The organism is Salinimicrobium terrae DSM 17865, from assembly GCF_000424665.1.
In the GTDB taxonomy this organism is placed as follows: Bacteria; Bacteroidota; Bacteroidia; order Flavobacteriales; family Flavobacteriaceae; genus Salinimicrobium; species Salinimicrobium terrae.
In genome coordinates, this window is sequence record NZ_AUKI01000023.1 from 117,383 (window position 1) to 131,187 (window position 13,805).

Genomic DNA, 13,805 nt, shown 5'->3' on the forward strand with positions numbered 1-13,805 from the left:
AAAGATACATATATGAGCGATATCAAAATATTGTGGGTAGATGATGAGATCGACCTGCTAAAACCCCATATTCTTTTCCTCGAAAGCAAAAATTATAAAGTCTACACCTGCCAAAGCGGGACCGAAGCTTTGGAAGAAATAGAAAAGGAGAATTTTGATATTGTTTTCCTGGATGAAAACATGCCGGGACTTTCGGGACTGGAAACCCTTTCAGAAATAAAGGAAAAGCAGGCAAACATCCCCGTGGTTATGATTACCAAGAGCGAGGAGGAATATATCATGGAAGAAGCCATCGGTTCTAAAATAGCCGATTACCTCATTAAACCTCTAAACCCGAACCAGATTCTCCTAAGCATTAAAAAGAACCTTGATCATTCCCGACTGGTTTCTGAAAAAACTACTTCCAGTTATCAGCAGGAATTCAGAAAGATTGCCATGGACATGGCAATGATCAATTCTTATGAGGGCTGGGCAGAACTTTATCAAAAGCTTATTTACTGGGAACTCGAGCTGGAAAATATTGAAGACACCGGGATGTTCGAAATTCTGGAATCGCAAAAAACCGAAGCCAACCTTCAGTTTTGTAAATTCATTGATAAGAATTACCCAAAGTGGTTTGAAAAGAATGCAGATGCCCCCACTATGTCCCATACCTTATTCAAGGAAAAAATTCTACCGGAGCTAAGTAAGGAACAGCCAACGCTTCTTGTGGTAATTGATAACCTAAGGTATGACCAATGGCGGGCTTTTGAACCTGTAGTGAACAACTACTATAAAAAAGAACAGGAAATACCATTTTACAGTATCCTCCCTACGGCAACACAATATGCCCGCAATGCAATTTTCTCGGGCCTTATGCCCAGCGAAATGGAAAAACTCTTTCCTGATCTTTGGAAGAATGATACAGAGGAAGGCGGAAAAAACCTCTATGAAGCTGAATTTCTACAGGCACAACTAAAACGGTTGGGCAGCAACATAAAGCACGAGTACCACAAAATAAGCAGTCTTAAAGCCGGTAAAAAGCTGGTGGAGAATTTTAGAAGTCAAAAAGATAATGACCTTACAGTTGTCGTCTATAACTTTGTGGATATGCTCTCCCATTCAAAAACTGAAATGGAAGTAATTAAAGAACTGGCCTCCACTAATAAGTCCTATCGTTCGCTCACTCACAGCTGGTTTAGAAACTCTCCGCTCCTGGAGATCATCCAGCAGGCCCAAAACCTTAGATTTAAACTCATAATGACAACAGATCACGGAACCATTAATGTGAAAAACCCATCTAAGGTGATCGGGGACAAACAAACAAGCCTGAATTTAAGGTACAAAACCGGAAAAAGCCTTACCTATGAAGAAAAGGAAGTCCTGGCGGCTCCCAATCCCAAATCGATCCATTTGCCGACAATTAATATGAGTAGTTCCTTCATTTTTGCCAAGGGCGATCTCTTCTTTGCCTATCCCAACAATTATAACCATTACGTAAGTTATTATCGTAACACTTTTCAACATGGTGGAGTCTCAATGGAAGAAATGATCATTCCATTTAGCGTGTTATCTCCTAGATAACAAGAATTTAACTATCTTTATCGTCCCAAATCATAACACTTTTGAATGGAAGTAACCTACTTTCTATATGAAATTGAAACTGTTGCCCGAGAACTTTTGGAAAAAACCAAAAGCAAGACTTTGTTGTTCTATGGTGAAATGGGAGCAGGTAAAACTACCTTAATTAAGGCGCTTCTCAAAGCCTTAGGTGCCGAGGATACTGGTGCCAGCCCAACTTTTTCCCTTGTAAATGTATACGAAACCGAAAACGGAACGGTAAATCATTTTGATTTTTATCGTATTGAAGATGAATCTGAAGCCTGGGATATGGGATTTGAGGAATATTTAGAATCCGGGAATTGGAATTTTATAGAATGGCCTCAAAAAATTGAAAATTTTATAGAGGAAGAATACCAAAAAGTGGAAATATTCATACTTAAAAAAGATTCAAGAAAGTTAAAGTTATGTTAATTTTGATGAATTTCTTCTGGAGCTTAATTGATTATAGATGTACGAATTTTCTTTCGTTTTTAAGATTCGCTTAACATATTATTATAACCCGGAAGTCTTTGACCGAAATAAGAATTATTTTAACTGAATATTAAAAAATATAATATTTTAAGAGTTTGAAGATTTTTCCTTCAAAAAAGCGGCAAAAGTACGAATAATGCATTAATTATTAGCGGTTTAGTTTTATATAGGTTTGTATCAACAAATCGGAACATACACAACCTTAAAAAAACTATATCATGAAAATTAAAGCCCTTTTCCTAGCCGTTTCTATCTTTGGAGCAACTTTCTTTGTAACTTCAACCTCAGATAACGATAATAATAATGAAGTTAAGAAAACCGCTGTCGACAAAAGAACAATCAAAGTTCCTGCTGCTGGGTAGCATCATAGCTATTTCTATAGCTTTGTCACCTTACCTTTTTTATTTATATGAAATTTTCCCAAGCACTCGTGTTTGGGAAAATTCCTTTTTTAGATATGAAAGTTATTACTATGAAAATGTCTTAACTGCAGCTTGGACATATCTGGGGAAATTAACGCCTCTTTTTCTATTATTTATATGGTTTTTCACCTGCAAACATTGGTGGTATCATGCAATTTTGATCCCTATTGTAATGTACTTATACCAAATATTTGTTGTCTTCTACCAAGACGTTTATATGGAGACCGCATTTTGGATGGACACTGATGGATTAATATATCTTGCTCCTTTTTTTATAATAATTCTGTCTATAGTATATTTAATCAGGTTAAAAATCTTTGATCGCATTTACGGTATTGACCTCACCGAAATCGAACGGGAAAACATTTCTCCTTTTTCTCCATTTTCAGATAAGGAATATGATGAAATTAAGGAATTTAGGGAAAGCACAGAACAGAACAATGAAGTTCAGGAAGAATACTACGCTAAACTCTAAATTCCACCACTTATTAAAAAGTCGTAATTTTATCTTTGTGACCCACAAATTATGACAGAACACGTATCTCCTTTTACCAGGGAACAATTGATTCCGCAGGAAGAAACCCTGGAAGTCTATAAGCACAAAGGCCAATTATTTATTGGTATACCCAAAGAAAATGCTTACCAGGAAAAGAGGGTCTGCCTGAGTCCCGATGCAGTTGCAGCAATGACCGCACACGGGCATCGCGTACTCATTGAATCAAATGCAGGGGAAGGAGCGAAATTCAGTGATAAAGATTACTCTGAAGCCGGAGCCGAAATCACAAAAGAAACCAAAAAAGTATTTTCCTGTCCAATGATCCTCAAAGTGGAGCCACCTACCATGGAGGAACTGGATCTTGTGAATCCGCAGACAACTATTATATCCGCACTGCAGCTAAAGACACAAAAGAAGAGTTTTTTTCAAAAACTTGCTTATAAGAGGATTACTGCCCTGGCCTTTGAATTTATTAAAGATGACGATGGCTCCTACCCTGCCGTAAGAGCATTAAGTGAAATTGCCGGCACAGCCTCTATTCTTATTGCATCTGAAATCATGAGCAATAATCCTGCAGGGAATGGGCTCATGTTCGGGAATATTAGCGGAGTACCACCCATTGAAGTGACCATTCTTGGTGCCGGTACGGTGGGGGAATTCGCTGCTCGGTCTGCCCTGGGTCTTGGTGCGAATGTCAAAATCTTTGACAATTCCCTTACCAGGTTACGGGCCGTTCAGGCCAATCTTGGAAGACCGTTACACACTTCCACCATTCAGCCAAAAAATCTTATAAAAGCTTTGAAAAGAAGTGATGTTGTCATTGGGGCAGTAAGGGGGAAAAATCGCTCTCCTATTTTGGTAACCGAAACCATGATAGAACACATGAAAAAAGGTGCCGTGGTTATCGACGTAAGTATAGATATGGGAGGCTGCTTTGAAACCAGTGAGGTAACCACTCACGACAAACCAACTTTTGTGAAAAGTGGTGTTGTTCATTACTGTGTTCCAAATATTCCATCCCGCTACGCCCGCACATCTTCTCTCTCCATAAGCAACATTTTCACGCCATACCTCCTGCACATTGCCGAGCAGGGCGGACTTGAAAATACTTTAAGATTTGACAAAGATCTGCGAAATGGTTTGTACTTTTACCACGGAATTTTAACCAACAAATCTATTGCAGACTGGTTTGATCTCTCGTACCGGGATATCAACCTCCTTATCTTTTAATTCTCCATGAAATTTATTCACAGACTCGGCTATTACCTGGGAGGTTTTGCCATTGGCCTTGTTATCCTGGCATTTTTTTTAAGCGGAAAAAAAACTTCATGCGCCTACGGCATTGATGCCCGTGTTCTAAAGAATATTAGAATAAAGGAAAGAGCGTATTCAAAAGAAGCCATAGCCCAAATGCAGGAACAAATGATCGACACGGCAGCTATCTCCACAGTCCTCCGCAATGGAGATATTGACTTTAGCCGTAGCAAGACAGATCTGGATTCCTGTAAAGTTTACATGGTTACCGGCGACACCGATTCAGGTGACCTGGAAATGCTCTTCGAGAACTGCGACTCTATCGCCACTCTCCAGAAGATCTGGAAAAAATAGAACTATACTTCAGTTATTACTTTAAGCTTGTCCATAAAACTTTTTAAAGGATTTGCCCTGCGTGCTCCTTGGTTTTTACTTTTGAAATAACATCAGCGATAACTCCATTTTCATCAATTACAAAGGTGGTACGGTGAATGCCTTCGTATTCTTTTCCCATAAATTTTTTGGGACCCCAAACTTTGAAAGCATTTATCACTTCCTTGTCCTCATCGGCCAATAGCGGGAAAGGCAGATCATTTTTCTCTTTAAAACTTTGCTGGCGTTTAGGGGAATCTGCGCTCACACCAAGGATTTCATAACCTTTGTTTTGAAAAGCTTTATAGTTGTCCCTAAGATTACAAGCCTCGGCGGTACAGCCGGGAGTACTGGCTTTGGGATAAAAGAAAACCACCAGTTTTTTTCCTTTGTAGTCTTCAAGCTTATGTTGATTTCCATTTTGATCTTTGGCAGAAAAATTTGGCGCCTTATCGCCCGGTTGAAGTGTTGTCATAATTATTACTTTTGTTTCAAAGTTACATATTAATGACCAAGCAGGAAAAAGTTCAATTCGTCATAGACACTCTAGCAGAAATTTACCCCAATGTTCCCATTCCTTTAGACCATAAAGATCCTTACACTTTATTAATTGCAGTATTACTTTCGGCACAGAGTACAGATGTACGGGTAAATCAAATTACCCCTCTCCTTTTTGCCAGGGCAGACAATCCTTATTCTATGGCAAAACTTTCTGAAGATGAAATAAGGGAGATTATTAAACCTGTAGGCTTGTCACCTATGAAAGCTAAAGGAATCTACGGTCTTTCCAGGATACTTATTGAAAAGTATAACGGGGAGGTCCCGGCAGATATTGATGCCCTGGAGGAACTTCCTGCAGTAGGACATAAAACTGCCAGTGTGGTGATGTCCCAGGCTTTTAATGTTCCGTCATTTCCTGTGGATACTCATATCCACCGACTTATGTATAGATGGAATTTATCAAATGGTAAAAATGTGGTGCAGACAGAAAAGGATGCAAAAAGACTTTTTCCCAGAGAACTGTGGAATGAACTTCATTTGCAAATAATTTGGTACGGTCGGGAATATTCTCCCGCCAGAGGGTGGGATCTTGAAAAAGACATTATTACCAAAACCATCGGCCGAAAAAAGGTGCTGGAAGAATACGATAAAAAAAAGACCCGCATATAGCAGGTCTTTTTTTTAGTTTAAAATTGTTTCAAATTCCAGCTTCTTATAAGAGCTTATTCGTAAAGCCTTAGAATAGTTCAAAAGGAAATTAATGGTTTCCTTTTTTGGGGTCATTGTTTTCAATTTTTTTCGAGAGTAAAGTTTCGCCATTATTGGTTATTTAAGGTTGTAACTTAATAACGGACCAACTTTAATCTTATTGTACTGGAATGTCGTAGTTAATTAGTTAAAGTTAACTGGTGTTTCTCAATAACCTTACGTAGGTTTATTAGAGCATATCTCATTCGTCCAAGTGCAGTGTTTATACTAACCCCTGTTCTTTCTGAAATTTCTTTAAAACTCATGTCTTTATAGATCCTCATTACAAGAACCTCTAGTTGATCTTCAGGTAGTTCTTTGATCAACTCCTGAACATCTGCTTCGATCTGATCCTTAATGATTTGCTTTTCAGCATTTAGTCCGGAGTCACATAGGACCGAAAAAATATTGAAATCGCCACTGTTCTCAAACTTTGGCATTCTTTTGTTTTTTCTAAAATGGTCAATCACCAGGTTGTGCGCAATTCGCATCACCCAGGGAAGAAATTTACCTTCTTCATTGTATTTTCCTCTTTTCAGGGTTCTGATGACTTTGATAAATGTATCCTGAAAGATGTCTTCAGCAATATCTTTATCAAAGACTTTTGAAAAGATGAAACTGTATATACGTTGTTGGTGACGGTTAATTAGAATAGAAAGTGACTGCTCGTCTCCTTCCATATAGCTTTTCACGAGAAAAGCATCATTTGCCTCGGCGTTGTTCATAAGAGTTACTTTTACAGGCTGTTGGGGTGGCCTGGGTTAGTTATTATAAGTTCAAAGTAACTTTATGCTATAGGCAAATCTGGTTTAGAATTAATAACAGCAAATATAACAGGAAAATTTTCACTAAAACAAATAAAAGGTTAATGTTTTTAACAATGTCAATTTCATATAGTTATAATCATTTTCCCGGAAGCCTAAAAATTTGAAGATTAAGTATCTTTGCAGACTCATTTCAAATTTTAGTATGCAAGTAGATATCTCAGGAATAGATCCAAAGGAGAATATAATTATAAAAGGAGCCCGTCTTCACAATTTAAAGAATATAAATGTTATAATTCCGCGGAATAAACTAGTGGTCCTTACCGGACTTTCAGGATCGGGAAAGTCATCTCTGGCTTTTGATACTTTATATGCTGAAGGTCAGCGGCGTTATGTGGAGAGTCTATCCTCCTATGCCCGTCAATTTCTTGGCAGGCTAAATAAGCCACAGGTAGATTCTATAAAAGGAATTGCCCCGGCCATTGCTATAGAGCAAAAGGTAAACTCCACTAATCCGCGTTCTACCGTGGGAACTTCTACAGAAATATACGATTACCTCAAACTGCTCTTTGCCCGTATTGGAAAAACTTACTCTCCGGTTTCGGGTGATGAGGTGAAAAAAGACACGGTTACCGATGTAGTGAATTATGTAAAGACTTTTCCTGAAGGCTCAAAAATGCTTCTTTTAGCACCTGTCCATGTAGAACAGAGTCGCACCCCCGAGGAAAAACTGAAAGTCCTCCTGCAACAAGGCTACAGCCGTATAAAATTTAAAGACGAAGTCCTTAGGATCGATGAAACAGATCTCTCAAAAATAGCAGAAAAAAATTTGTTTCTCGTTGTGGACAGGATCGTTACCAAAGATGATGAAGATTTCATGAATCGTCTGGCAGATGCCGTTCAAACTGCCTTTTTTGAAGGGAAAGGGGAATTGTTCATTGAAAATTTTTCAGATAAAAAAATAAGACAGTTCAGTAATAAATTTGAGCTGGACGGGATGAACTTTCTTGAGCCTAACGTCCACTTGTTCAGTTTCAATAATCCTTATGGAGCCTGCCCAAAATGTGAAGGGTACGGAGATGTTATTGGAATTGATGAAGATCTCGTGATACCAAATACAGGATTATCTGTCTATGAAAACGCGATTTTCCCCTGGCGCGGAGAAAGTATGAGCTGGTATCGCGATCAATTGGTGAACAACAGCCATAAATTTAATTTCCCTATTCACAAACCGTATTTTGAGTTGACCCAGGAGCAAAAGGATTTAGTTTGGAATGGAAATAAACATTTTGAAGGACTAAATCAATTTTTCGCTTTTCTGGAATCCAAAGCTTACAAGATCCAAAACCGGGTGATGCTTTCCCGTTACCGCGGAAAAACGAGATGTTCTGTCTGTAAAGGTAAAAGGTTACGCCCCGAAGCAAATTATGTAAAAATAGGAGGAGCCAATATTACTCAGCTGGTAGAAATGCCGATAAATAAAGTTTCAGAATTCTTTGAACAGTTAGAGCTCGGTGAATCTGATGCTGCCATTGCAAAAAGGCTACTGACTGAAATAAGGAATAGACTTGGTTTCCTTTCAAAAGTGGGATTAACTTATCTCACTTTGAACAGAAAATCCAATACTCTCTCGGGTGGGGAATCACAACGAATCAACCTTGCAACTTCCCTGGGAAGCAGTCTGGTGGGTTCCATGTATATTCTTGATGAACCTTCGATTGGTTTACATCCCCGCGATACCTTGAAACTTATTGAAGTTCTTAAATCTCTTCGTGATCTTGGTAATACCGTGATTGTTGTAGAGCATGATGAAGATATCATGAAGGCCGCCGATGAAATTATCGATATTGGTCCCGAAGCCGGAACAAACGGTGGAGAAGTTGTCGCCTCCGGAACCTTTAGTGATATCCTGGTTTCTGACTCCCTGACTTCACAATACTTAAATAATACTCTCAGGATTGAGGTGCCTGCAAAAAGAAGAGAGTCAAAATACTTTATTGATGTAATCGGGGCAAGGGAAAACAACCTTAAGAATATTGACGTAAGATTTCCGCTTGGTGTATTTACAGCTGTAACCGGAGTATCAGGGAGTGGGAAAAGTACATTGATCAAGAGGATCTTATACCCGGCGATGTGCAAAGAAATTGGTGGATATGGCGAGAAAGCGGGACAATTCACAAAAATTGCAGGCAAATTTGGAAATGTGAAATTGGTAGAATTTGTAGATCAAAATCCTATTGGCAGGTCCTCGCGTTCAAATCCGGTGACCTATATAAAGGCTTATGATGATATCAGGAATTTATTTTCAAATCAAAAATTAAGTGATATAAGAAGTTATAAGCCAAAGCATTTTTCTTTTAATGTAGATGGCGGGCGATGTGAAACCTGTAAAGGAGAAGGTGAAGTGACTATTGAGATGCAATTTATGGCCGACGTACACCTTGTTTGCGAAGTGTGCAACGGAAAACGCTTCAAAAAGGAGATTTTGGAAGTAAAGTTTGCCGATAAAAATATTGATGATATCCTCAACATGACCATTGATGATGCCGTTAATTTCTTTTCATCAAATGGCGAAGACAAGATCACTTCAAAACTAAAGCCCTTACAGGATGTTGGTTTAGGATACGTGCAGTTAGGCCAAAGCTCCTCTACCCTTTCGGGGGGAGAAGCTCAAAGGATCAAACTTGCTTCTTTTCTGGTCAAAGGAAATTCAAAGGAAAAAGCTTTATTTATTTTTGATGAACCTACCACAGGTTTGCACTTTCATGATATTCAGAAGTTATTGAAATCTTTTAATGCTCTTCTGGCCAAAGGTCATTCGGTTATTGTAATTGAACACAATATGGACCTGGTTAAATGTGCAGATCATGTGATCGATCTGGGGCTGGAAGGTGGTGATGCCGGTGGTCGACTTATAGCAACCGGTACGCCCGAAGAAGTTTCGGAAAATAAAGAATCATATACTGCACCTTTTCTCCGCGAAAAGTTATAGAAAATGTCACTTTCGAGACTTCATTATTTAACATTAGGAAACAAGCAAATTATAAATTTGGCACAGCCTTTGAATCAAGAGTATTAATTACAGAGTTAATTTCTCATAATAAATTGTAGTTAATAATTTTTGGTTGGTTAGTTTGGAAACCTCGTGAAGCTTAATGCTCACGGGGTTTTCTAATTTTTGGCACGTAGTTTGAATATATATAAGTGTATCAAAAGATGGATACAATCGTTTAATCTTAAAATCCCTTATCATGAAAAAGTTTTACCTCTTATTGGTTTTAATGGTGGTTGGGTTTTCTACCAAAGCTGCACCTGCAGCCGAAGGGAACTTTGATCACCGGGGTTACGAAAATGCTGTTATTTTTGTGGAAAGAGGGGTTGAATTTGCCGTTTTTCCTGACGGACAGTTTGATTTCTTCTTCAATCCGAGGAATAATTTCAACAGAATTCCGTCACATATTAATTATAGTTTTAATTCCGGTTATGATTACGGCCCATTCGTACAATATGATGATTTTGGAGCTGTGATCCAAATCGAGAATGTTCCGGTTTATTACGACTACTATGGAAGAATTATTCAGGCAGGACGGGTTAAGGTTAGTTATAATGCCTTTGGAATGGTACACAGAGTAGGAAACCTGTTTGTACATTATGATCCTTACCATCGTTACAGCCATACTTCAGGATTTATCAATAACAGAAATGTACATTACGTCTATCGACCATGGCACGATCATTATATGAGACCATTTTCAGAATATACGGTAGTGTACCACCAGCCATATCGATTGTATTATGAGCCCAACAGAATGAGGTACAATTCCTATAAGAAGTATTATCACAATAACTATTACAACAATAACTCTTTTCAAAAGAGCTATTACAGACCAGGAGAAAGAGTCACCTCCTATCACAGAGGAAAAAGAACAGAGGAGCAAAAGAGAATTAGAACTCAAAATGCATCCCCAAGAGAATCAGCTGTTTCTGCAGCGCAATACAGAGAAGAAAAGAGAGAAATTCGCCGCTCTACGCCTGCAACTAATAGAGCAGATGCCAGAGCCCGGGCTTCAAGAGTAGAAACTCCTGCAGTACAGCAACGGGTAGTACGTCAAAACCGTGCAGCCAATGTTCCTGCTGAAAGAAGTGTACAACAGAGAAGCAGAAGTGCATCTGTAAACGCAACTCCTGCAAGACAAGTACAGGCTCAGGCCAGGACACAACGGTCTACAACTGTGAGTCCTGCAACAGTTCAGGAAACTCCTGCCTCAACAAGAAGCAGAAGTTCCAGAGGAAGAAATTAAAATTTAGTTTTGGTTGGTTAGTTGGTTGGTCCCCGGTTGCGATAGCGCCGGGGATCTTTTTTGTCTAAAATCTATAAATTCCTCCGAATTCATGGAAAGAGTTGTTGTGGCGGATCAATTTACTTTTTTAGGAACTTAAAACTTTGGTTGATGATCTTGTTTATTTCCGGAGAAAACTTCAGCAAATAAATAGTCAGTACGTATAGAAGGGCAATAATGCTTGACTTCAGCATTATATTCACCACAGGATGCCATGTGAAATTCCAGTAGTAAAACCCGAAACTAAAAATAAGGATGAGAAGAAGGCTGTATCCGGTTTCTTTAGTAAATGGATGAATTCTGAATTTTTTCAACACTATCACCAGCTTTACTGTATTATAACAGGCAAAGGCAAGGAAGGTGGCCAACGCCGCTCCTAAAAGCTCTAAAACTGGAATCAGAACAATATTTAGTACAAAAGCCAGAATAGCCAGAAACACGCCTATAGCTAAAACCAGCCGGTAATAATCTGAATTAAAAAGAATGCTATTGTTATTCCCAAGTAAATTATCATAGAGTTTGACACAGCTAATTAAAATAACAATCGAATAACTAATCTGATACTCATCCGGAATTAGCTCGTAAAGCTGAGAAATGTTGGTGATAATCAACAAAAAAATGAGTCCGCTAATGATCAAAAGGTTTAGAGAACTCTTTTCGTAAAGTTCCAGAAGTCCTTTTTTATCCTTTTTGTTGAGTAAAGTAGCTGTCATTGGATAAGTGATTTGGTGCATTGCTCTTGAAGGAACTGCGATCACAGAAGATACATATACAGCGATCCCGTATACGGCCACCATTTCTATGGGAAGAAATCTTTCTATCATCACCTTATCCAGATCCAGCAACACCATAGCGACAGATCCTGCAATAAGGATCAATGCAGAATACTTCAGAATAAAAGATCGGTTACGCGGAAAAGAAAAACTAAGCTTCGGAAAATATAAGCTGAAGGCATAGAACATCATTATAATAAGGCGCAAAATAAAAACCCCACCCACGGCATAAATAAAATTTTCAATAGAAATGTACCCGAAGTAGACCGCCAGCAACAGCAGGGAAATGCAGACCCGGTGAAACACCTCTTTCATAAAATTCCCGAAGACACTTTTGTAATGAACCTTGGCCCAGGAAAAAAAGATCTCAAAATAGGAAGTCGCAACGGCGATCACAAAAATTAACCAGATATATGGCTTTACCAATCCGTCACCGTCGGAAAAGTAATTGAGCAGCAAGTCGTAGGACAAATAACCAATAAGGGCAAGAATTAGAGAAATTCCCAGCGGTAAAAGCAGGATGACGCTTAGCAGCTTATCTTTTTCTTCGGCCGAATCATATGAGCTGTAAAACTTCACCAGGGTATTGTGAACTCCAAAGGCCATAAGCGGCCAGATGAGATTTGCAGCCGATAGCAGAAAACCCACCAACCCATAATATTCGGGGGTGAGAAAATTTGCATAGAGAAACAGGGTATTGATCGCTCCAATACCAAAGCCAAAATAAGTAGTAGAAAGATTTTTGGCCGATTGGCTAATGATGATCCCCATTAAAGCTGCTTTATTTGTGTGGCCAACTGTTTTGTCAAGGCTTTCCTGCTGTATTGCTGAAGTCCGATAGGATAAGATTTTAATTCACCCTTTTTGAAAAGCTCATACTTTTCCTGAAGAAAGCCTTTAATTTCCCCTTTTTGAGAGTATAGAAAACATGATCCCGTATTGGTTTTCTGAATGATCTTTTGAATATCTGCTCCCTCGGGACCTACAGCAAGTATAGGCCGATCACTCACCATATATTCAAATAGTTTCCCCGGAATTATACCTTTTGTTTCTTCACTATCTATCTCAATCAACAGGAGCAGCTGCGAACTTCTTTGAAGTTGCAAAGCTTCCGAATGAGAGACATAATCCTTCAAAACAAGCCATTCCTCTAAACCCGATTTTTGAATACTTTCCAGAACAAGCTCTCCCACTGCCCCAACAAGTTTTAATTGGAAATCCCTTGCAAAATTCTCATTTTCCTGTATCAATTCTGAAATTGCCTGCCACAGGTTTTCAGGATTTCTTCCGGAAAGCAAAGACCCAATATGGGAAAGACTGAATTGCTCATCCATTGGTAGCTTTTCAACCTGCTCTACATCATAACCATTAGTGATCACCTCAATGGGACGATTGGTTTTTGACAGGAACTCCTCTCGGGTAGTAAAACTGGTGGTAATAATCATGTCTGCGGTTTGCAGCACCTCTTTTTCCAGATCTTCATGTTTTTTTCGGGAACTAGAAAGCAGCTTTAGCTTACTGTGATAGCCAATTTGCGTCCATGGATCCCTGAAATCGGCTAGCCACTTCACTCCCATCTCCTTTTTTAGTTGTAACCCAATAAGGTGCATGCTATGAGGAGGACCGGTAGTAATAACCGTATTAATATTGTGCTCTTTCAGGTATTCCGAAAGAAATTTTACCGAAGGTTTGATCCAGAACTTCCGGGCATCAGGGATGAAAAAATTTCCCCGAATGAACAGCATAGATTTCTGCAAAAATCCTTGCTTCTGTTCCTTTGGAATTATTCCGGAACTAATAGCCTGAGTATCTTTTTTAGACAATAAGCCTGCAAAAGGATAGGGTTCAAAAATGGCATTTTTGAGCACCTTTATTTCTGAAGGTATTCCAGATTCAAGAGAGGTATCTTTTAAAGGGTAATGAGGATTCTCAGGGACATAAACAATAGGTTCAATACCATTTTCAGGAAGATATTTTACAAATTTAAGCCAGCGCTGCACGCCCGGGCCACCGGCCGGGGGCCAGTAATAAGTAACTATAAGTACTTTTTTCATTGCCCTGCT

The 13,805-nt window shown here is 38.9% G+C and carries 13 protein-coding genes; 9 read left to right on the plus strand and 4 right to left on the minus strand.

All coding sequences use genetic code 11. The features are described from left to right. Positions 1-12 precede the first annotated feature (12 nt). From porX to H148_RS0111335, 6 genes are all read left to right on the plus strand, one after another. Positions 13-1,563: a T9SS response regulator signal transducer PorX gene (porX, locus tag H148_RS0111315; RefSeq protein ID WP_029034902.1), complete on the plus strand. Its 1,551-nt coding sequence runs from the start codon at positions 13-15 to the stop codon at positions 1,561-1,563. A 45-nt stretch (positions 1,564-1,608) separates the two neighbouring features. Further along, positions 1,609-2,013, plus strand: coding sequence for a tRNA (adenosine(37)-N6)-threonylcarbamoyltransferase complex ATPase subunit type 1 TsaE (gene tsaE / locus H148_RS0111320; RefSeq protein ID WP_029034903.1), 405 nt, complete (start codon positions 1,609-1,611; stop codon positions 2,011-2,013). 278 nt (positions 2,014-2,291) lie between these two features. Next, a complete protein-coding gene (locus H148_RS18680) occupies positions 2,292-2,435 on the plus strand; it encodes a hypothetical protein (protein ID WP_169578562.1) in 144 nt (47 codons plus the stop codon). Between the two features lie 277 nt (positions 2,436-2,712). Further along, positions 2,713-2,970, plus strand: coding sequence for a hypothetical protein (locus H148_RS18890; RefSeq protein WP_245583424.1), 258 nt, complete (start codon positions 2,713-2,715; stop codon positions 2,968-2,970). Between the two features lie 51 nt (positions 2,971-3,021). Then, a complete protein-coding gene (locus H148_RS0111330) occupies positions 3,022-4,221 on the plus strand; it encodes an alanine dehydrogenase (RefSeq protein WP_029034905.1) in 1,200 nt (399 codons plus the stop codon). Positions 4,222-4,227: 6 nt separating this feature from the next. Then, positions 4,228-4,599 carry a DUF4258 domain-containing protein gene (locus tag H148_RS0111335; RefSeq protein ID WP_029034906.1) on the plus strand — a complete coding sequence of 124 codons (372 nt, stop codon included), beginning with the start codon at positions 4,228-4,230 and terminating at the stop codon, positions 4,597-4,599. Positions 4,600-4,642: 43 nt separating this feature from the next. Here the strand turns inward: H148_RS0111335 and bcp are convergent, their stop codons facing one another. Continuing rightward, the gene (gene bcp, locus H148_RS0111340; protein ID WP_029034907.1) at positions 4,643-5,092 is read right to left on the minus strand and encodes a thioredoxin-dependent thiol peroxidase; all 450 of its coding nucleotides are present in this window, start codon (positions 5,090-5,092) and stop codon (positions 4,643-4,645) included. A 32-nt stretch (positions 5,093-5,124) separates the two neighbouring features. Here bcp and H148_RS0111345 point away from each other — a divergent pair, with 32 nt between their 5' ends. Further along, positions 5,125-5,787: an endonuclease III domain-containing protein gene (locus H148_RS0111345; protein ID WP_029034908.1), complete on the plus strand. Its 663-nt coding sequence runs from the start codon at positions 5,125-5,127 to the stop codon at positions 5,785-5,787. A 218-nt stretch (positions 5,788-6,005) separates the two neighbouring features. Here the strand turns inward: H148_RS0111345 and H148_RS0111355 are convergent, their stop codons facing one another. Further along, positions 6,006-6,590, minus strand: coding sequence for an RNA polymerase sigma factor (locus tag H148_RS0111355; RefSeq protein WP_029034909.1), 585 nt, complete (start codon positions 6,588-6,590; stop codon positions 6,006-6,008). Positions 6,591-6,834: 244 nt separating this feature from the next. Between H148_RS0111355 and uvrA the strand changes: the two genes are divergently transcribed. Beyond that, positions 6,835-9,621 carry an excinuclease ABC subunit UvrA gene (gene uvrA / locus H148_RS0111360; RefSeq protein ID WP_029034910.1) on the plus strand — a complete coding sequence of 929 codons (2,787 nt, stop codon included), beginning with the start codon at positions 6,835-6,837 and terminating at the stop codon, positions 9,619-9,621. Between the two features lie 259 nt (positions 9,622-9,880). Then, positions 9,881-10,930 carry a hypothetical protein gene (locus H148_RS18365; RefSeq protein WP_156877246.1) on the plus strand — a complete coding sequence of 350 codons (1,050 nt, stop codon included), beginning with the start codon at positions 9,881-9,883 and terminating at the stop codon, positions 10,928-10,930. A gap of 119 nt (positions 10,931-11,049) precedes the next feature. On the opposite strand, the gene H148_RS0111370 is transcribed toward H148_RS18365, so the two are convergent. Together H148_RS0111370 and H148_RS0111375 are read right to left on the minus strand one after the other, a co-directional pair. Beyond that, complete coding sequence (locus H148_RS0111370; protein WP_029034911.1) at positions 11,050-12,513, minus strand: lipopolysaccharide biosynthesis protein; 1,464 nt, start codon at positions 12,511-12,513, stop codon at positions 11,050-11,052. Continuing rightward, positions 12,513-13,796 (minus strand): glycosyltransferase family 4 protein, encoded by a 1,284-nt coding sequence (locus H148_RS0111375; protein ID WP_029034912.1) that lies wholly within the window; start codon positions 13,794-13,796, stop codon positions 12,513-12,515. The genes H148_RS0111370 and H148_RS0111375 overlap by 1 nt, the downstream gene beginning before the upstream one ends. Between the last annotated feature and the right edge of the window lie 9 nt (positions 13,797-13,805).

Excerpts from the sequence above, each read along its gene's own strand:
- porX (WP_029034902.1), top strand. The coding sequence starts at position 13 with ATGAGCGATATCAAAATATTGTGGGTAGATGATGAGATCGACCTGCTA.
- tsaE (WP_029034903.1), top strand. The coding sequence starts at position 1,609 with ATGGAAGTAACCTACTTTCTATATGAAATTGAAACTGTTGCCCGAGAA.
- H148_RS18680 (WP_169578562.1), top strand. The coding sequence starts at position 2,292 with ATGAAAATTAAAGCCCTTTTCCTAGCCGTTTCTATCTTTGGAGCAACT.
- H148_RS18890 (WP_245583424.1), top strand. The coding sequence starts at position 2,713 with ATGGAGACCGCATTTTGGATGGACACTGATGGATTAATATATCTTGCT.
- H148_RS0111330 (WP_029034905.1), top strand. The coding sequence starts at position 3,022 with ATGACAGAACACGTATCTCCTTTTACCAGGGAACAATTGATTCCGCAG.
- H148_RS0111335 (WP_029034906.1), top strand. The coding sequence starts at position 4,228 with ATGAAATTTATTCACAGACTCGGCTATTACCTGGGAGGTTTTGCCATT.
- bcp (WP_029034907.1), bottom strand. The coding sequence starts at position 5,092 with ATGACAACACTTCAACCGGGCGATAAGGCGCCAAATTTTTCTGCCAAA.
- H148_RS0111345 (WP_029034908.1), top strand. The coding sequence starts at position 5,125 with ATGACCAAGCAGGAAAAAGTTCAATTCGTCATAGACACTCTAGCAGAA.
- H148_RS0111355 (WP_029034909.1), bottom strand. The coding sequence starts at position 6,590 with ATGAACAACGCCGAGGCAAATGATGCTTTTCTCGTGAAAAGCTATATG.
- uvrA (WP_029034910.1), top strand. The coding sequence starts at position 6,835 with ATGCAAGTAGATATCTCAGGAATAGATCCAAAGGAGAATATAATTATA.
- H148_RS18365 (WP_156877246.1), top strand. The coding sequence starts at position 9,881 with ATGAAAAAGTTTTACCTCTTATTGGTTTTAATGGTGGTTGGGTTTTCT.
- H148_RS0111370 (WP_029034911.1), bottom strand. The coding sequence starts at position 12,513 with ATGGGGATCATCATTAGCCAATCGGCCAAAAATCTTTCTACTACTTAT.
- H148_RS0111375 (WP_029034912.1), bottom strand. The coding sequence starts at position 13,796 with ATGAAAAAAGTACTTATAGTTACTTATTACTGGCCCCCGGCCGGTGGC.